Origin of the sequence: Vibrio sp. L85, assembly GCF_963871815.1 — a bacterium.
GTDB classification, from domain to species: Bacteria; Pseudomonadota; Gammaproteobacteria; order Enterobacterales; family Vibrionaceae; genus Vibrio; species Vibrio harveyi.
Genome location: NZ_CAWMYL010000244.1, coordinates 419650 through 439316, shown reverse-complemented (window position 1 = coordinate 439316; position 19667 = coordinate 419650). Strand labels below are relative to the sequence as shown.

General features: G+C 45.6%; 18 protein-coding genes. 10 read left to right on the top strand and 8 right to left on the bottom strand.

Annotation, left to right across the window (positions count from 1 at the left end; translation table 11 throughout):
• The first annotated feature begins 14 nt into the window (after positions 1-14).
• The 3 genes from aguA to AACR11_RS26200 all read left to right on the top strand — a co-directional run bounded on the left by aguA (position 15) and on the right by AACR11_RS26200 (position 3649).
• Complete coding sequence (gene aguA / locus AACR11_RS26210) at positions 15-1106, top strand: agmatine deiminase (protein WP_005449946.1); 1092 nt, start codon at positions 15-17, stop codon at positions 1104-1106.
• Positions 1107-1181: 75 nt separating this feature from the next.
• Positions 1182-2228 carry an ornithine carbamoyltransferase gene (argF, locus tag AACR11_RS26205; RefSeq protein WP_079325256.1) on the top strand — a complete coding sequence of 349 codons (1047 nt, stop codon included), beginning with the start codon at positions 1182-1184 and terminating at the stop codon, positions 2226-2228.
• Between the two features lie 143 nt (positions 2229-2371).
• Complete coding sequence (locus AACR11_RS26200; protein ID WP_005449942.1) at positions 2372-3649, top strand: RidA family protein; 1278 nt, start codon at positions 2372-2374, stop codon at positions 3647-3649.
• Positions 3650-3721: 72 nt separating this feature from the next.
• On the opposite strand, the gene AACR11_RS26195 is transcribed toward AACR11_RS26200, so the two are convergent.
• Positions 3722-4351, bottom strand: a complete 630-nt coding sequence (locus AACR11_RS26195) for a putative adhesin (protein ID WP_029788395.1) — start codon at positions 4349-4351, stop codon at positions 3722-3724.
• 387 nt (positions 4352-4738) lie between these two features.
• Here AACR11_RS26195 and AACR11_RS26190 point away from each other — a divergent pair, with 387 nt between their 5' ends.
• Entirely contained in the window at positions 4739-4915 is a 177-nt protein-coding gene (locus tag AACR11_RS26190) for a hypothetical protein (protein ID WP_155243545.1), read from the top strand.
• 140 nt (positions 4916-5055) lie between these two features.
• Here AACR11_RS26190 and AACR11_RS26185 read toward each other — a convergent pair whose 3' ends face one another.
• On the bottom strand, positions 5056-6057 hold the full coding sequence (locus AACR11_RS26185) for an arginine deiminase-related protein (RefSeq protein WP_029788396.1): 1002 nt from the start codon (positions 6055-6057) through the stop codon (positions 5056-5058).
• 407 nt (positions 6058-6464) lie between these two features.
• Between AACR11_RS26185 and AACR11_RS26180 the strand changes: the two genes are divergently transcribed.
• On the top strand, positions 6465-8303 hold the full coding sequence (locus AACR11_RS26180; protein ID WP_029788397.1) for an ABC transporter ATP-binding protein: 1839 nt from the start codon (positions 6465-6467) through the stop codon (positions 8301-8303).
• A 639-nt stretch (positions 8304-8942) separates the two neighbouring features.
• Complete coding sequence (locus AACR11_RS26175; RefSeq protein WP_005449901.1) at positions 8943-9650, top strand: DUF445 domain-containing protein; 708 nt, start codon at positions 8943-8945, stop codon at positions 9648-9650.
• A gap of 100 nt (positions 9651-9750) precedes the next feature.
• Here the strand turns inward: AACR11_RS26175 and AACR11_RS26170 are convergent, their stop codons facing one another.
• Complete coding sequence (locus AACR11_RS26170; RefSeq protein ID WP_005449899.1) at positions 9751-10227, bottom strand: Lrp/AsnC family transcriptional regulator; 477 nt, start codon at positions 10225-10227, stop codon at positions 9751-9753.
• A 322-nt stretch (positions 10228-10549) separates the two neighbouring features.
• Between AACR11_RS26170 and AACR11_RS26165 the strand changes: the two genes are divergently transcribed.
• Positions 10550-10717 carry a hypothetical protein gene (locus AACR11_RS26165; protein ID WP_005449897.1) on the top strand — a complete coding sequence of 56 codons (168 nt, stop codon included), beginning with the start codon at positions 10550-10552 and terminating at the stop codon, positions 10715-10717.
• A gap of 7 nt (positions 10718-10724) precedes the next feature.
• Here the strand turns inward: AACR11_RS26165 and AACR11_RS26160 are convergent, their stop codons facing one another.
• Positions 10725-10973 (bottom strand): hypothetical protein, encoded by a 249-nt coding sequence (locus AACR11_RS26160; RefSeq protein WP_029788398.1) that lies wholly within the window; start codon positions 10971-10973, stop codon positions 10725-10727.
• Positions 10974-11506: 533 nt separating this feature from the next.
• Between AACR11_RS26160 and AACR11_RS26155 the strand changes: the two genes are divergently transcribed.
• From AACR11_RS26155 to AACR11_RS26145, 3 genes are all read left to right on the top strand, one after another.
• On the top strand, positions 11507-11869 hold the full coding sequence (locus AACR11_RS26155) for a hypothetical protein (RefSeq protein WP_029788399.1): 363 nt from the start codon (positions 11507-11509) through the stop codon (positions 11867-11869).
• Positions 11856-12305 (top strand): hypothetical protein, encoded by a 450-nt coding sequence (locus tag AACR11_RS26150; RefSeq protein ID WP_009696503.1) that lies wholly within the window; start codon positions 11856-11858, stop codon positions 12303-12305. The genes AACR11_RS26155 and AACR11_RS26150 overlap by 14 nt, the downstream gene beginning before the upstream one ends.
• Positions 12306-12649: 344 nt before the next feature.
• Positions 12650-13180: a GNAT family N-acetyltransferase gene (locus AACR11_RS26145; RefSeq protein ID WP_029788400.1), complete on the top strand. Its 531-nt coding sequence runs from the start codon at positions 12650-12652 to the stop codon at positions 13178-13180.
• 95 nt (positions 13181-13275) lie between these two features.
• On the opposite strand, the gene AACR11_RS26140 is transcribed toward AACR11_RS26145, so the two are convergent.
• The 4 genes from AACR11_RS26140 to putA form a co-directional block, all read right to left on the bottom strand.
• Positions 13276-13785 carry a MerR family transcriptional regulator gene (locus AACR11_RS26140; protein ID WP_005449888.1) on the bottom strand — a complete coding sequence of 170 codons (510 nt, stop codon included), beginning with the start codon at positions 13783-13785 and terminating at the stop codon, positions 13276-13278.
• 180 nt (positions 13786-13965) lie between these two features.
• Positions 13966-15459, bottom strand: a complete 1494-nt coding sequence (gene putP, locus AACR11_RS26135) for a sodium/proline symporter PutP (protein WP_005449887.1) — start codon at positions 15457-15459, stop codon at positions 13966-13968.
• Between the two features lie 137 nt (positions 15460-15596).
• Entirely contained in the window at positions 15597-16304 is a 708-nt protein-coding gene (locus AACR11_RS26130) for a 1-pyrroline-5-carboxylate dehydrogenase (protein WP_005449886.1), read from the bottom strand.
• Positions 16305-16315: 11 nt separating this feature from the next.
• Positions 16316-19447: a bifunctional proline dehydrogenase/L-glutamate gamma-semialdehyde dehydrogenase PutA gene (gene putA / locus AACR11_RS26125; protein ID WP_029790491.1), complete on the bottom strand. Its 3132-nt coding sequence runs from the start codon at positions 19445-19447 to the stop codon at positions 16316-16318.
• Between the last annotated feature and the right edge of the window lie 220 nt (positions 19448-19667).

Below are 19667 nucleotides of genomic sequence, written 5' to 3'. Positions count from 1 at the left end.
TCAGGAGATAGACAATGAAAAAGCTATTAGAAACCACACCAAAACAAGACGGGTTCAGAATGCCTGGTGAGCACGAACCCCAAAGTGAAATTTGGATGGCTTGGCCAGAGCGCACGGATAACTGGCGTAACGGTGCGAAGCCCGCCCAAAAAGTGTTTGCCGAAGTAGCCAAGCAAATCAACAAAACCACACCTGTCACCATGTTGGTAAGCGCAGAGCAATATGATAATGCCGTATCACGCTTACCTGATGATATTCGCGTTTTGGAAGTGTCGACCGATGACTCTTGGATGCGGGATATCGGCGCAAGCTACGTCGTAAATGACAACGGTGAGCGTCGCGGTGTCGACTGGGAGTTTAATGCTTGGGGTGGGTTTGTTGATGGTCTGTATTGGCCATGGAAGCGCGATGATCAAGTGGCTCAGAAGATGTGTGAAATTACGGCTGATTCACGTTACAGAGCACCGATAATTCTTGAAGGCGGCTCAATTCACATCGATGGTGAAGGCACCTTGTACACCACAGAAGAATGCCTACTGGACGAGAGCCGTAACCCAGATCTAAGTAAGGAAGAACTGAGCAAAATTCTCCGTGAGCACCTTAATGTGGAGAAAATAGTTTGGTTACCTCGTGGCTTATACAACGATGAAACCAATGGTCACGTCGATAACATTCTCCACATCGTCAAACCCGGAGAAGTGGTTTTGACTTGGTGTGATGACCCGAATGACCCTCAGTACGAAATCAGTCGCGAAGCCTACGACTGCCTAACAAATCAAAGGGATGCGAAAGACCGGAAAATCAAGGTCCATAAGCTACCAATGCCGGGACCTTTGTACATGGCAAAAGAGGAAGCGGCAGGGATTGATATTGCAGAAGGGATGGAACGTGAAGCTGGTGAGCGTCTAGCCGCCTCATACGCGAACTATCTCATCACGAACAACCAGATTGTTCTACCTCTACTCGATAAGCGATACGACGCAGAAGTGATTGCGCTCTTAGAGGAGCTCTACCCAGGCTATGAAGTAAACGGTGTTCCTGCTCGTGAGATTTTGCTCGGTGGCGGAAATATTCACTGCATTACTCAGCAAGTGCCTCAAGTTTAAATCCATACGAATCCAACGACTCAAAATAAAAGGGGCGAGCTTAAGTAAGCCCCAAATGAAAATAGGAAAATGATTATGAAATTACCTTCTTCAAGTGCAACTGACCTACACAAAGCAAACATTGAGCATATGGTGTCTATGAAAGATTTCTCAGTCCAAGAAATGGACAACATGATGGAGTTGATGAGCTACCTAAAACAAGCGCGAAAAGACAATGCTGTCCCACAACTGTTCAAAGGAAAGTCAGTAGGGATGATTTTCGAAGCCGGCTCGACTCGCACACGCGTTTCATTTGAAGTTGCCGCAACGCTACTTGGTGGTCACGCTTTGTTCCTATCGCCAAAAGACATCCATCTTGGCGGCAAAGAATCGATTGATGATACCTCACGTGTTTTGTCACGCATGTGTGATGTGATCATGGCTCGCACTAACAGCCCTGAAACGCTAGATGGTTTGTTAAACATGTCTACCGTACCGGTAATCAACGGCCTAGATACCCGTTTCCATCCAACGCAAATGCTGGCTGACTTATTTACCATTCGCGAGCACATCACTGATGGTCGTCAGCTTAATGAACTGACTTTGGCATTCATGGGTGACGCTACCGATGTATGCCGTTCATTGATGCTAACTTGTGCGAAATACGGCATGGGCTTTAAACAAATTGGGCCAGTTAAATACCACATGGAACCAGAATGGGTCGAGCTTGCAGAATCGTTCTGCAAAGAGTCTGGCGGTCATATTGAGATCACCGATGACGTAGAGCGAATCAGTGATTGTGATGTGGTCTACGGCGACAGCTTCTACTGGGTCACTCAAATGGATGAGAAAGAAGAGCGCTTAGCTGCCTTCATGCCTGATTACGTGATCACGGAAGAACTTATGGCAAAAGCGAAGCCAGGTGCAATGCTTCTGCACTGCTTACCAGCAAACGACAAAGAGGAAGTCACTCGCGGTGCGCTAGAAAGTGAATACTCTGTGGCATTCGACGAAGCAGAGAACCGTCTAACGGCGCAAATGGCCATCTTGGTTTACTTCACTCATAAAGATGCCATCACACCAAGCGAAGAAACCATCAAGCGTCACGAAGACAAAATCCTGACCTTCCTCGGCACCCTATAACGATCTCATTCACTAACTAACGTTTTTATTCGGCACACATAGCCAGACTTGCCTCTGTTTTGAGCGGTTGGTCTGGCTATCTATTGCCTATAGGAATGCATCCATAGCGGTCCTATAGCAGCCAGAATTGGAGAACATTCGAAATGCACGGCGAAATCATCAAAGTATCTAGAAATACAGAAAAAGCACCAATCAACGACGGCTCAACTCAATCGGTGGCTTTCTCCCATTACAACAATATCTCAGCGCAACTGCCGATTGACCCAGAAAGCCAAAAGTTAGTGGAAGGGGGCATCAAAGAGCAAACTAAGCAATGCTTAAGCAATATTAGATCAATCGTGGATAGCATCGAGCACAGCTTAAATGACGTCGTTAAAATCACGATTTATCTTAAATCTATGACCGATCTAGATGCTGTCGATGAAGTTTATAAACAATACTTCATCAGCCACCTTCCAACTCGAACCGTAATTGCCGTTGCTGCACTGCCTTTGGAAGGCGCTTTAGTTCAAATCGACGCGCTCATTTCGAACGGTGAAGGAACACACCCTCAAGAACCTTGCGAGCTGATCAAGCTGGTAAGAAACACAGCAAAAGCCCCTGCCAGTTTGCTGTCGAGCCAAAGTGTTTCGTTCTCACATTACAACCACATTTCAGCCCAACTGCCGATTGAACCAGAAACAGGCAATATTGCTGAAGGCGGGATCAAAGCGCAAACTCGACAATGTTTAAAAAACATCAAGAGCATACTGAACAGTATTGATGTCCCTTTTGATGACATTGTTAAACTCAATATCCATCTGAGAAGTCTCGACGACGCCTTTGCTGTCAATCAAGTCTACAGCACATTTTTTCCAGACTCGGCGATAGCAAGAAGCGTAGCCTACGTGCCCGCTCGTACTATCATCAAAGCTGATGGGTTACCAATGGACGCCTTAGTGCAAATAGACGCGACGGTTTCTCATGGAGACGGAACGCCACCACAAGCCGTTGAAGATCGACATGGGATTGTGATTCGCGCCCACAACACAGAGGCGGCACCAATCAGCAAGTTCTCAACTCAAACTGTCGCTTTCTCGCATTACAATAACGTTTCTGCACAACTGCCAATCCATCCGTCGAGTGGCGAAGTCATTGCTAATGACGTAGGCGAGCAAACCATGCAATGCTTAGACAACATCAAAGCCATCATCAAAAGCGTACACCATATAATGGACGACATCGTGAAGCTGAATATTCAGCTAAAAGATATCAACGACTTGCAAGTCGTGGAGGATATTTTAGCAAGCTACTTTGATAAAGAGCTTCCAGCGTGCACTGTTATCGGTGTATCAGAAATCTTTATGGACGCTTCTATCCAAATAGACGCGATCGTTTCTAATGGTGAAGGCACATTTCCAAAAGAAGAGCTTAGCTACTGAGCCTAATAAAATTATCCAGAAAAAAGGTCAGCTCTACAGCTGACCTTACGTTTATCAAAGCCTTATTTGGCTCTAATCAAAGATCGACTTACCCAAAAGAACAGGGTTTTGCTGCCCAAAATTGGTTCCGTTTTGTAATCCACGACAAAACGAGCAATGGATGGTGCTGTATTTGATGTCGTTATCTTGGAGCAATTTGAGAGCTTCAAATAAGGTTGGTGGAGTGCCGCAGCTACGGTTACGAATGGTCAATACATCCATTTGAACGGTGCCTTTGTGCTGCATCAGAAATTGTTCAACAACCTCATCATTCAGCTTTAACACGTCACGATAATACGATTCGAGGTCATGCATGCCTTGCGCAATGTAAGCGTAAGTTTCCGCCTCGTCCGCACTTTGATACTTGGTCAGGTCATAATCTTTATCCAGATCAGTGCTGGTAATAATTTGCCTTGGCTTCACATAACCCGAAGCGAGCCTGCGAATATCCATGCTGCCGCCTTGCGTGTATCCATGTTCACAGTAGAACTGGAGATTCTCATTGGCGGCTAATTTGATTGGACTCTTACTAGAGGTGCGTCCATGGGCACTAATGATCAAATGTTCCGAGGTTGGCTTTCCCTTCTCTTTTGACCATAAGTAAAGGTGATTACCAATACCGTGTTTCTTAAATGTCGCGTTTTTAGGTACCTTCATTGGCATATTATTATCTCCATATTCACTAGTTCAACCAACGGATTGAAGCTTAAGTATAAGCAGCGAAAATAACCCAACTGGTTGGTTCAGAACGAGGATAATTATGTTTGTGATATGGCTTCTAAAAGTCACTGCAAAAATAGAGCGGCATACAGCCAAGCATCAAGTATATAAGCGTAGTTCAAATTGCCTTTTCTCTTTTGAAATCAGAATCCTGGTCAAAAAATGAAAATTTACCTTACGCAGCACTCTGTCAGAGTGCTGTCAGGACAGCGAATACTCTCTGATCCGCACACAAAACCTTCACATCACGGTCATAATCTAGGGTCTAAAATTACTCTTGTACTCGTGTCTACGGACGAAATTTTCAATCGTTAGTTGTGGGAGGTTGCTATGAAAAAGTACTGTCCAATATGTCAAACAGAGCTCATTGGTCGAAGCCAATATTCTGTGTGTCCGAGAAACAGTATCGGTGAATGTGCTTATGATGGTTATGAGGAACACCACGCCCATTGCTGTCATGAAGTGGGTGAAAACACCCATGAGAAAGAATTGGTCACCTTAGATTAAAAAATCAAACAGCAACGAAACATGAAAATGCCACTCAGTGTTGAGTGGCATTTTTAATGGTCAGTTCTTCACCTGCGGCATCAATAAAAAAGCACCACATCTTTCAACATGGTGCTTTTTGGGGGAAATTCAGGATTGGTTTACAACACGGCTTTGCGGCTTGGTAGGAACACTTCGCCTAACATACAGCGTACAGAGCCACCACCGATCGATTCGATGGTAGAAACGTCAAATGGTAGCAATTTACCGTGTGTCGCTAGTTGATTTCTTTGTGCTGGTGAGAACGCATCGTAAGCCGATTGAGACATAGCAATGACCTTATCGCCGCGTACCGTTTCCAACTGAAGGATGTTGCCGCAGAACTGGTTCATCTGCTCAAGCGAAATCGAGATAACCTGCTTATCTTTCGCCAATGATTTAAGCACAAAGCGACGCTCAAACTCAGGGATCACTTCATCACATATCACGCAGAACTGCTCACCCACCGCCATCATCACGTTAGTGTGGTAAATCGGCGCGCCAGAAGGCAAACGGGTTTGGAAAGAAATCACGCGATCGTAACCAATGCGCTTGGCATAATCTTCTAACACCAGACGATCACAACGCTGTGAAAGCGCGGCATAAACGGTTTTGTTGAAGTGGTCGAACACCATCACGCCTGTACTTTCTAGGTAGGCTTCTTCTCCGAGGTATTCGGTTAATGAATCTTGTTGATGCACTTCACGACCCGCTTTTGCTAATGCGGCGACCAGCGCATCTGGGCGAACTTCATGCTGACGGTTTTCACACGCCATCGGGAAGGTATACAAAGTGCCTTCTGGAGTGGTGCTAAACCAATTGTTCGGGAACACAGCATCTGGCGTGGCAATATCCGATTGAGGGTAATCAAACTCAACGACTTGCACGCCTTCTTTACGCAATGTTTCAACCATCGCGGAAAATTCAACCATGGTGTTACGTGAGACTTCTTCTTGAGTTAGCGAAACTTGGTGTTGAAACTCGTTGTCTTGCGCAGTTTCTTCGTTAAAACGAAACTCTTTAGGTGGCACCATCACAACGCAATTTGCGGTATGACGCAGAGCACTTTGCGTGCTTTCTTCTTTTCCATGTGCATTCTGAGGCACTGATTCGTGTAATAGCATCCAATACATTCCTTTTCACTAGAATGATGAGATTGTAAATTTATTGTTAACCGCAGTTTTGCTGTTTTTAATAATAAATCCATCAACCAAAAGTAAATATTTTGGTATAAGACCGGATTAACCCGACTTTTTATTGTCACTTTGCCGATTTACTGTTTTGTGACGCGTGAATGGTCATCTCAAGAATAATGCACTAGCGAATTCTTTATAACCAACTAGTTACATTTAAAAGGCAATCGGTTAGACTATTTTTTCGCCTCTCACACATACGCAAATACGTCTGCTTTTCTGGCTAGCAGACCACAATATGTCTTATCTCCACGTTCAGGATTTCTGCCTCGTCCAAGGCAAGAAGAATTGACGGATTCACCCTCTGACGTGGCAATGCTTTAACTTTAGGATGAGTTATGTTTAAACGATTTGAAGGCTTTACCGAGCCGTTCCCCAAATCACAGCCTGACCAACCCCCAACTGGGATTTACGCCTTCTTGCGCTATTACACGCGCGGCTTTGAGAAACCGCTGATCATCATGTCGATCATGTCGACGATTGTGGCGATCGTAGAAGTGTCTCTGTTTGGTGCCATGGGTCAGTTGGTTGATTGGCTATCCACCAGCAATCCAGAAACCTTTTTACAAGACAACAAAGCAGACCTTATTTTCTACGGCTCTTTATTGCTGATTGTCATGCCGATTTTGGTCGTGGTTTACTCACTGCTGATTCACCAAACCCTGCTGGGTAACTACCCAATGTCGGTACGTTGGCTTGCGCACCGTTACTTGCTTAATCAAAGTCTGAACTTCTATCAGGATGATTTTGCAGGACGTGTCGCCACCAAGGTGATGCAAACCTCTTTGGCGGTGCGAGAAACCGTCATGAAGACGATGGACGTGTTTGTTTATGTCTTGGTTTACTTCACCAGTATTATCGTTATGCTGGCGGCGGCTGACTGGCGCTTGATGATCCCAATGTTGGTGTGGCTAATGGCATACATCGCGATTCAGGTCCACTTTGTTCCGAAACTAAAGGCCGTGGCGACTGAGCAAGCCGATGCACGCTCCACCATGACAGGACGCATTGTCGACAGCTATACCAACATTCAAACCGTGAAGCTGTTCTCTCACAGTAAACGAGAAACCGAGTACGCCGAAGAAGGCATGAAAGGCTTCTTGAATACCGTATATCGCCAAATGCGCTTGGTAACCGGCTTCGACGTGGCGGTAGAGATTTCCAACTATTTATTGGTGTTCTCGGTGGCTGCACTGTCGATTTACTTGTGGTTGGATAGCGCGATTAGCGTTGGTGCCATTGCAATTGCTGTCAGCTTAGCCCTGCGTATCAATGGTATGTCGATGTGGATCATGTGGGAAGTCGGTGCCCTATTCGAAAACTTGGGTACTGTCGTAGATGGCATGAAGACGCTATCTAAACCGATCGACATCAAAGACAAAGCCGATGCGAAAGATCTGCAAGTGTCTCAAGGCGGCATCCACTTCGATAACGTGAGCTTCCATTATGGTGAGAAAAAGGGCGTGATAAACAACCTCGACCTTAATATCAAACCGGGTGAGAAAGTGGGCTTAGTTGGACGATCTGGCGCAGGTAAATCCACCTTAGTGAACTTGTTATTGCGCTTCCACGATGTAGAGGAAGGTTGCATCAAGATTGATGGGCAGGAAATCTCGAGCGTCACGCAAGATTCGCTGCGCTCGAATATTGGCATGGTGACGCAAGATACGTCTTTGCTGCATCGCTCAATCCGCGACAATATCTTGTATGGCAACCCAGATGCGACTGAAGAAGACCTGATTAAAGCGACTAAGCAAGCGCACGCACACGAGTTCATCGAAACCCTAACCGACCCTTTCGGCAACGTGGGTTACGATGCGCAAGTGGGTGAGCGCGGTGTGAAACTGTCTGGTGGTCAACGCCAGCGTATTGCGATTTCACGCGTACTGCTAAAAGACGCACCTTTGCTGGTACTGGATGAAGCGACTTCAGCACTGGATTCAGAAGTTGAAGCTGCCATTCAAGAAAGCTTGAACGAGCTGATGCAAGGCAAAACCGTTATCGCCATCGCGCACCGTTTGTCGACCATTGCGCAAATGGATCGCTTGATTGTGCTTGATAAAGGCAACATCGTCGAACAAGGCACACACAAAGAGCTTATTGCCAACAACGGCATTTACGCTCAGCTTTGGGCGCACCAAACAGGTGGCTTCCTTGGGGAGGAGCTAGAGGGTTAACGTTCTTAAATTACAGTAAATCACCAAACTAAAACGGCGCAATAAGCGCCGTTTTTTCATTCGATTTTGCTATGTCGAACCGCTTCCCCAAGAAGACACCCCATACAAATAGTGATGCAGATCACTTAATTTCTCAGATATAAAACAACTTTGTGGGTGAAAGTCACACTTTTTCTGGTAGTATGGCGTCCCGTTGCGTAATCGTTAGTAGTGGACACAACGCAGAGTAGCAAGCTGGATTCATTTGTAATTTCACTTTTTGAGAAACAGCTATACTCAATTGATGGCTTAGTTATTAATCTAATAATAAGGTAATTAGCTTATGTGTAAATGTGGTTCAATGCAGATCGTACAAGTAAAACCAAGTTGGGCAGACAAATTATTCGGCTACTCAGAGCGCTGGAAATGCCAACTTTGTTGTAAGGTCTTCCGCTTCTAAAAACACAATAAAAGTACACTTAGAATTTCTAAGAAAAAGCAGTGACCCGGCAGTGAATGTCGGGTTTTGTTTTTTAGCGCTAACCTATTTCATCCCGCCTAAAAGCAGACCCAATCAAGCTCAACCTAGCATCTCTCTACCAGTTAGGTATAGAATCATGCCCACTTATTACTTCATCAATTCATACATAATCGGTCACTATGAACAAAAGTTTGCTGACTAATATCCTCGCGATCGCCATGATGGGCGCGGGATACCACATTCAAAATGATTACCTTTGGTACGCGGGTCTATTCGCTTTTTCTGGCGCTATCACCAACTGGTTAGCGATTCACATGCTGTTTGAAAAAGTACCCGGCTTGTACGGTTCAGGTGTCATTCCAGCTCGTTTCGAAGAGTTTAAATTGGCAATCAAAAACTTGATGATGGAGCAATTTTTTACCGAAGCGAACATCGATCGTTTCCTAAACAAGGAAATGGCTGGCGGCGTAAACATCAACCTAGAACCAGTGATCGAGAAAGTCGACTTAAACCCAGCCTTTGATTCTCTAGTGGAAGTCATTGAAGGTTCTCAATTTGGCGGCATGCTCGCAATGTTTGGTGGCGCAGAAGCGCTACAACCAATGCGTCAGCCATTTGTTGAGAAGATGCAAGAGTCCATCATCGAACTGAGCAAGAGCGACAGCATCAAAGAAGCACTCAAAGAGCAGTTAGAGTCACCAGCAATGATGGATGAAATCAAACAGAATATTGAAAGCATCATCGATCAGCGCCTAAGTGAATTGACGCCAGCGCTGGTAAAAGAGATCGTACAAAAGATGATTAAAGAACACCTTGGCTGGCTCGTCGTTTGGGGCGGGGTATTTGGTGGTCTGATCGGCGTACTGACAACCTTCGTCAGTGCCTAAGGGCCATCTAATCACTAATGCTGATTAACTCGCATTAAGAACTCAAAAGGAGCCCCATTGGCTCCTTTTTTGTACCTGTGTTTCGCACACTTTGTGCAATTTAACCAAGCAGCTCGGGATTCACCCCAAAGCCCGTCTTGTGTTCTTCAATGACCACTTCACTACGAGTTTGTATCACACCAGGCAACGTCCCAAGCTTACTCGACATAAACTCTTGGTAAGCCTTCATGTTCTTCACTCGCACTTTGATCATGGTATCGAAGTCACCTGACAGCGAATAGCACTCTTCTATTTCAGGCATTAACTCTACTGCTTTAGCAAACTTCTCAAAAATCGAAAAGCTGGTTTGATCTAAGCGAATATGGATGAAAACCTGCACATCCAACCCAAGCTTCTCCGCATTGAGCTCGGCATGATAACCATTTATGTAGCCTTCTTTCTCTAACCGTTTGACACGCTCAGAGCATGGTGATGTGGTTAAGTTAACCTGCTTTGCCAGTTCTACGACCGGAATTCGCCCACGAGAATGCAGCACTCTCAAAATTTGCAAATCAATTCTGTCTAATTGGTAACTCATTAACCACATCCTTGTAACAACTCAGGAGTCATCAGAGTAATAGTAACTATTCAGTTTGCAAATAGTGATATCAACAACGTGTGAAACCTGCATACATTTAACGTTTGCCCAGCACAAAAATTCATCAAATAGTCAAAAAATAAAAACATTCATCTGCATAATTTATAAATCAACACACCAATATTGGCGACTTTATTAATCAGATAATTTTGTTAACAAAATAATGGAATGATGAACTTTGAAGAGAAAAACATGAGCTGCAGAGAAAAGAAATGAGCCAAATGATAAGGCAATAATAGGTAAAAATATTAAGGAGAAAGCAATGTTAACCCTACAACTCGCGTACAAACCATTTGGCGTTGGAGAATGGACGTACACGACCGTCTCACACGAAGTCGCAAAGTCTCTGGCGTCTGAATATGCGTCTTACGGCTGGCCAGTTATGATCGACGGATTGCCATTCGCAACAGAAAAAGATCTTGCTGCGTAAGCGTCAATTACATAATTGCTGATGTCTGTCGCGCTGGATGATGAACCACTTCACCAATAGCGCGATGGTTACAACAACGGCAGTAGTACTGCGGTTCCATCTCGTAGTAATGCTCACCCGATACAAACTTTGCCATCAACTGAGTAAAACTGACGACTTTGCCAGTTAGCGTGGCGATATGCTCTGGTTCACAACGCTTCATGATCACTTTATGCTGCGTTGATCTTCTACAAACTGAGCAATAAATATCCGGCATTTCTCTTCTCCCTGATTTTCTGTGCTACTGACAATTGACATATTTTGTTCAAAATAATTCCACAATTAAAAAGCCCCTTTAGTTTTTTGTGCCCCACATCCAAAAAATTCCGCACACGTGCCTGAAAACTGAGACCTTGGTCAGACCTCAACTTTTGTTTCAAATTATGAACAATAATGCCTATGTATGTAATACTACGAGATACTAAGCATAAGTAATTGTCACTGTGTATTTTTTGCATTCGGCATTAAAGAGCGTCTTGATTCCGACAGGTGAGAGAGAACGGATACCTCTCTTCCGATTCGTGTAATTTACAGTGTGAATTGTACACAAAAAAATCGCAGTACCCCTCGCGCAGTTCAATGCGGATTTGATGCGAATAACTAAACCTGAAAGCGTTCCGCAAACTAAAGAAAGCATTGAGTGTACGGTGGGACTTGCCTCTTAGATTTGCTGTTCAGCGAAACTAAGCAGCTCTCATCGTGACATTATGATGTGCAAAAGATAACTAGATAGAACATGGAGTCATTGGCATGGAAAGCCTCGCAAAATCTCTCAATCAACAAGGGTTCCGCTGTCATGCGCTAGATCGAAAGGTCAAAGTAGAACTCGGTAGCTTTGGGCAATACGTTTACGTTATTAAGGACTACCAAACTGGTCACTATTTGGTTCAGCGCCATTTAACCATCCAAATGGCGACGTTTATCCTTATGCTGATTACAGGTCTGTATGGCTTAGTAACCAAAGGAAGTGGTATCAGCGCGGTCCTTGCGGCTATCTCCGTTGGTGGGCTAATAAACCTGATTTTAATTGAAGTGAAATCTCAGCCGCTTACACAAGCTCTGCGTAAACTGTCAAGCATAAGCAGCGAGGAAATTCGAAGTGATCATTCATGAGACCTCACAAAACCTACCAAAGAACAATCCGTTCTTATTCAGCATTTGGTTTCTATCACTCACCTACTTTGCTTATATAGGCGGTTACCTATGGTTAATAGGGGCAGGATTGGCTGTATTTATTCTATTGCTGTACGTATTACATCTATCTAAGCGTAAGTGGTTTACGCCAAAATCGATCAGCATTGAGCCCGCTTCTAACAGTTTGAAGTACCATCAAGATTCTACAGTGTACTTTCGTATTCCATTGAATGAAATCAGCAAGGTTCAAATTGAGAAAGAACCTTTCAGTAATAACTGCTTGATGCTCTACACCGCCACAGATTCCTATCAGGTTCCAAATTCCAACAACTTCGATAAACTGCAATTAGCGCAATTAATGAAACAGATCGAAGAGAAAATTGATGATAGAGATAGTCAAAGCGCAAACGAATGACATTATGCCCAAGTGACTTCAAGATGCAGGATTCAGAGCGTTGTCATTGATTCGAGAGTAAGGAAAACAACGCAGTGTAATAGCCAGCTCTTTCCAAGTTGTTTGACGCAGCAATCGGGTCAATGACACGCTCCCAAAGGGCGAGCTGCCTTGGCTTGTATACTTTGTTGCCGATTCTTGATTTAGACCCACTAGACCTTTAAATCGCCGCCGCGTATACAAACCAAGTCATTCTCGCTGAACCTAGCATCTCGAGGTTATTTGGGTATACGAACAACTAGATCATTCTAAGTACATCTGCTTAAATGATTTTTCTTTCATTTTTCACCCAAAGGAGAGCCGATATGGAAACGAAACGTCTTAAGCTAATCCCTGCTTGTTTAGAACGTGCAGAAGAAGCACACCAAGCAGTACTGCGTAGCCAGAAGACACTCGAAGTGTATCTTCCTTGGGTGCCACATGTGCTCACACTAGAAGCAATGATTGAGGGGACAGAAAAAGCCATCGCCAACTTTGAAAGTTTTGAAGGGGAGTTGCGTTACTTCATTATTGAAAAAGAAAGCGACCGTTTAATTGGTGCAGTAGGCTTAATGATTCGTGATCAAGAAGTGCCGTCGTTTGAAATCGGTTACTGGCTGGATGATACCGCGGTGGGCAACGGCTACATTTCCGAAGCGGTGCTTGAGCTAGAGCGCTACGCGTTTGAAGACCTCGGTGCAAGACGCATTGCGATTATGGCAGATTCAACCAACCTAAAAAGCCGCGCTGTCGCAGAGCGTTGTGGTTATGACTTTGAAGGTGAGTTGAGACACGACCGCCTCTCTACCTCAGGGGAATTGAGTAACACTGTGGTTTACTCAAAGATCCGTTTCTAAGCAGTTTATGATTAAGTAAGCTGTTATAAAAAATAAGCCTCACGAAGAGGCTTATTTTTATTTAACCGGTTTTTAATGTCCTGCTTAAGCGCTAATTATAGAGCGCGAATGCGCACAATTTCGTCTTGCTCAATACCCAAAGATTCAAGGAATTTTTGGTGCTCAGCAGGCTCCATCTCTTCAAATTTCTGGTGCCATGTCACCATGTCGCTTTCAGAGAAGCCCGCCGCTTGCATGATTTGTACCCAACGTTCTTTAGTCACAATATTATCCTCTATCAGTTGTGGTTCTTGTAATAGCACCACGATCGCTTTTTGCTGCGCTCGCAGATTTTGAATCTCGCGTTCGAGTTCATTGAAATGGTCTTTCAAGATCTCCGCTTGAGATTTGCCTTTCTGTGCCAACAAAGTGCGTATGCTGGAAATCGGTAACCCATAAGAACGATAAGACGAGATGGTTTTTAAACGCTGCATCTCTTTTTCTCCATACCAGCGATAACCGTTTTCTGAACGATGTGCAGGCGCTAGCAAGCCTTCACGTTCATAGTAAAGAATCGTAGTACGAGAGAGTCCACACTCTCTGGCCAGTTGGGTTACGGTTAGCATAGTGGCTCCTTTTGTCGGTACAGACATAGCATCAGCCCTACACTGATAGACGGGTCAACACGTTTTTCACTATACCTCAGAAACTCTCTAATTGAGGTATTGGTGCGTCATTCAAATTGCTATCGAACAAACACAAAAAAGCCCGCGATGGTCGCGGGCTTTGTTTTTAATTGAGAGGAATTAGTCTAGCTCAACCAATTTCTTCTCGTATTCTTTGTGTTGCTCAAGCACTTCTTGCGCTGCACCACCAGTCAACTTACTTACAACAATGATCGCAATCGTTGAGAAGATGATGCCCGGTACGATTTCGTACACATCGAACCAACCGCCTGTTAGCTGTTTCCAAACCACGATAGTCACGCCACCGATTAGGATACCTGCTAGTGCGCCGTTACGGTTCATGCCGCTCCAGTAAAGGCTAAGCACAACTGCTGGACCAAACGCAGCACCAAAGCCTGCCCAAGCGTAAGATACAAGACCAAGAACAGAGCTGTCTGGCGTCATTGCTAGGAATAGCGCGATAAGAGAAATCACGATAACGCCCACACGACCAATCATTACAACTTCTTCAGACGTTGCATCTGGCTTAATCACTTGCTTGTAGAAGTCTTCTGCTAGAGCAGATGACGATACTAGAAGTTGTGAATCCGCAGTACTCATTACCGCCGCTAGGATTGCCGCCAATAGGATACCGGCAATCACTGGGTGGAATACCGTGTTCACCAATAGCATGAAGATTTTCTCACCATCTTCTAGTTGCGTACCAGGATGACCTGTTACCCACACTAGACCAACAAGACCAACTAGCATTGCGCCCGCCATAGAAAGCGCAGTCCAACCTACAGCGATACGACGCGCTGTTGTTAGGTCTTTGTTCGAACGAGAAGCTTTAAAACGTGCTAGGATGTGTGGCTGACCGAAGTAACCTAGACCCCATGCCACCAACGAGATGATCGCGATAGCCGATAGAGGCTCGCCTTTCGTATCGTTCCATAGCGTTAGTAGCTCTGGGTTAATGTTGTGCATGTCCGTCGCTAGTTGACCTAGACCACCATCCATCACAGCAACTGGCACGATCATTAGTGCTGCTGCCATCAATAGACCTTGCACCAAGTCCGTCCAAGATACCGCTAAGAAACCACCGAATAGCGTGTAAGAAACCACACACACCGTGCCAATGATAACGGCAATGCTGTAATCCAAGCCGAATACGGTCTCAAACAGTTTGCCCCCTGCTACCAAGCCTGAGCTGGTGTAGAAAAGGAAGAATAGAAGAATGAAGAAAGCAGAGATTGTCTGAATCAGTTTCGACTTATCGTTAAAGCGACGCGACAGGAATTCAGGCAGCGTTAGCGCATCAGTTTGAATGCTGTACGTACGTAGACGTTTTGCACTGATTAACCAGTTTAGCCATGTACCCACAAGCAGACCACCTGCTAGCCAGAACGCTTCAATACCTGCTGCATATGCATACCCCGGAAGACCAAGTAGCAACCAGCCACTCATGTCTGATGCACCTGCAGAAAGTGCCGCTGGCCATGGACCAAGGCTACGACCACCTAGGAAGTAGTCTGATGAATTGGAAGTCCTCTTATACGCGTAAACGCCAATGGCAACCATAATTAGTAAGTACGCCACAAAAGTGGTCGTGATAGCAAAGCTATTTTCTATCATTTGATAGTCCTCGTTATAATTATTTCCTTCCTTGCCTGCTTTGATATTTTGCCATCGCAGCAATACATCAAAGTAAGAGATACCAACCTGAGTAAGCTCTCAGGCTCTTTTGGTTCAGATTGGTATCACAAGTCAGGTTAGTGGGAGTCGCTTCCCAACTCGAGTAGAGTCGCGTTACCGCCCACCGCTGTAATATTTATCGTTCGAGTACGCTCGGTAATGAAGCGCAACGACAGATGAGGATCATGAGTCAATGTCGGTGACTCTAAATCCGTTTCAGAAACTAAGCCGACGATGGCACCGTCACGCTTAGCCAGTTGCAGGTTAAGCGCATGCTCAACCTGTGAATGCCCAACATAACCCACACTACGTACGTCGCTGTCTAACAACGGGGAAGACGCATCGTACGCAACCACTTGGACTAAGTTAGATGGGAAGTTTGCTGACGCCACAGCATGCTTAACCAATTGAGTAAGCTCTGTATTGTCACTACAAATCACCACGCTGTTGCCTGCAATCAGAGCACAGGTGATCATTGCAAATGTGCTGTTCAGAGCGTTCTCGGTATTTGCTAGATTGTTTTCACAAACAACCAAAGCCACACCGCGACCCGCTGCGTACAGCTCGTTAGTTTCACCCGTAGGCCCCACTAACTGATGAGTTTCTGCTAACAGAGTAGACGCTTGCTGCAAGTGGTAAGACACCACTTTGCCAACCACGCTATGCTGCTCTTCAATCGCAGATTTAAATGCCAGCAAATGCTCACATTTGTAATCAAAATCGGTCAGATTCCACTGCTCCCACGCAGAGAATGCATCTTTAAAAAACGTGATCTGATGAACCATAATGCGACTCCTTACGCCTTCTCTGCTTGAACAAGATGTTGTTTAGTAAAGCGGTATAGGTAGTGAGGACCACCAGCCTTCGGACCTGTACCCGACAAACCTTGACCACCGAATGGCTGAACGCCAACCACCGCGCCAACCTGATCACGGTTGATGTAGCAGTTACCCACACGAGCGTGTTTTTCAATCCAACGGTAAGTGGTTTCGTTACGGCTGTGGATGCCCATTGTGAGACCAAAACCAGTTTGGTTAATTTGCTCAACCACGTTTGGCAACTCAGACGCTTTAAAGCGAACAATGTGTAAGATGGGACCGAATTGCTCTTCTTTCAGAACATCAATGCCCGAGATTTCGAATGCACTTGGCGACACAAAATCACCATGCTGACACGCTTCGTCCAATTGCAATTGAGCAACTTTGGTTTGCGTGCTTGTCATGTGCTCTAGGTGAGCAAGGAGTTTATTTTTCGCATTGCTGTCGATAACCGGACCCACATCCGTTTTGTGCAGGTAAGGAATACCAACATGCAGTTCATTCATCGCACCTTGGATAAGGTTGATGATGCGATCTGCAACGTCCTCTTGAACGAACAGAACGCGCAGAGCAGAACAACGTTGACCAGCAGAAGCGAAAGCGGAACGAATCACGTCACGCACAACTTGCTCTGGCAGTGCCGTACTATCCACAATCATGGCGTTTTGACCGCCAGTTTCAGCGATAAACGGGACTGGCTTCGCGCTACGCTCGGCAAGCGTAACGTTGATGCGCTGCGCTGTTGCTGTCGAACCAGTAAATGCCACACCTGCAATCGCATCGTGAGATGTTAGTGCATGACCAATTTCACCACCACGACCCGGCAATAGCTGAATCACGCCCGCTGGGAAGCCGGCTTCTAACATCAATTCGATCGCACGCGCCGCAATTAAGCTAGTTTGCTCAGCTGGCTTAGCCACAACTGTGTTACCTGCAACCAATGCAGCAGTTACTTGACCAAGGAAAATCGCGAGTGGGAAGTTCCATGGGCTGATACAAACGAATACACCCAAACCTTCACGGCTTGAAATGCGCTTCACACCATCAAAACCTTCTAGTTCAAACGGCTGAAGATTTTGCGCTTGTTTCGCGTAGTAACGACAGAAGTCGACCGCTTCACGCACTTCATCAATGCTATCGTGAATCGTCTTACCCGCTTCTTGGTGACAAATTGCCACCAGTTCAGCCAAGTTTTCTTCCATCAGATCCGCAAGCTTATCTAGGCACGCCGCTTTTTGTTCAATTGCGGTGCCTTTCCACTCTGGGAATGCAGCATCAGCCGCTTCGATTGCAGCGGAAACATGATCAAGGTTTGCGAAAGCCACCTGACCCACTTCAATACGACGATCGTAAGGGGCAGTAATGATCTCTGCGGAGTTTTCCTTGATCATGCTTTCGGCATGTTTTTCGCCGTTGATGATCGGACCCGCAGTCCACTTCTGAGTTAGGAAGCTTTCAACCTGCGCTTCAAACGGCTTCGCTTCGCTGTCGATATCAACGTTCACACCGTATGAGTTTTTGCGCTCTGGGAAAATGCCGGTTGGCATTGGGATTTGACCGTTGTGCAAGGTCTCAAACGAGGTCAGCACATCAACAGGGTGATGCGTCAGCTCTGAAATTGGACAACGCGCGTCCACCAAACGGTGCACAAACGAGCTGTTCGCGCCGTTTTCTAGTAAGCGACGAACCAAGTAAGGCAGGAGGTCCGCATGGCTACCGACTGGCGCGTAAATACGTACTGGCTGACCATAAGTGTCCATCACATGGTTATAAAGCGAATCGCCCATACCATGCAGACGTTGGAATTCGTAATCTTTGTGCTCTGCCATTACAGCAATCGCCGTAACAGTGTGTGCGTTGTGACTAGCAAACTGCGGGAAGATATTACCGCGCACGCCTTCACTCAGTAGGAAACGCGCACACGCTAGGTAAGCAACATCCGTCGCTTCTTTGCGCGTGTAAACAGGGTAGTTCTCGTAACCCGCTTGTTGCGACCACTTGATTTCGCTGTCCCAGTACGCGCCTTTTACTAGACGAAGAGGGATCAAATCACCCTGCTCTTTCGCTAGACCGTTTAGCCATACGAGTACAGGTAGTGCACGTTTCGAGTAGGCTTGAACCACCAGACCAAACTTACCCCAGCCCTTCACTAGGTCGCTGCGGTACAGCTTTTCAAACAGTTTTAATGACAGCTCAAGACGGTCCGCTTCTTCTGCGTCAATCGTGATGGCAACATCCACCTCAATAGCGCGCTTAAGCAGTTGCGTTAAGGTGTCGTAAAGCTCTGTCATCACGCGTTCTTCATTCGCCACTTCGTAACGTGGGTGAAGTGCAGAAAGCTTGATAGAAACAGAAGGGGCAGGGCTTGTGTCACTGCCGTACGTTTCACGACCAACGGCTTCGATCGCCATTAGGTAGTCTTTGAAGTACTTGCTTGCGTCTGCTGTGGTCAGCGCCGCTTCACCCAACATATCAAATGAGTAAGTGAACCCTTTGTCGCGCATTGGGCGACCGTTCTTCTGCGCTTCTTCAATCGTACGACCACGTACAAACTGATGACCCATGATCTTCATTGCCTGATACATGGCTTTACGAATCACAGGTTCTGAGAATTTATTTACCAGACGGTTTACAGCCTGACCTGGGCTCTGGGTTTCCTGCTCACCAAGACCAATCACTTTACCTGTTAGCATTAAGCCCCAAGTTGAAGCGTTAACGAAGACAGAATCAGAACTCTTAAGGTGAGATTTCCAGTCAGCAACGCTTAACTTATCTTTAATCAGTGCATCCGCCGTTGCTGAATCAGGAATACGCATCAATGCTTCTGCAAGACACATCAGTAAGATACCTTCATGAGTATCTAAGCTGTATTCCAGCAATAGCGCATCAATCATCTGAATTGACTTTTTATCCGCACGGATGGCTTCGATAAGCTGGGTTGTTTGGGTCGTGATTGCCGATTTTTCTTCCGCTGTCGGCGTTGCTAGTGGCAATAATTGCTCTAGCCATTGAGACTCGTCCACCATGTACAATGGCGAGATCAGTGACCACAACTTATCAAGCGGCTGCTCGATAAATTCCGGTGTTAACACGTTCGTTGCTGTAAACATGCGTTTTCCTCAATCTCTCTCCTCGAAAACCGCTTCGAGGATCATCAATGGCTGGCAGTGTATTTTGAGCCCGAGAAGAATACTTGTCAAAAACTCCGAGCTTTTTGCTAAAAACTCGCTTTTATAACAAAACATCTACATAGTCACATGCAAATACATAATATATTGTGTTGTAAAAATTCATCTTTGCATGTCATTTACAACAAAAGCAGGCGGGTTT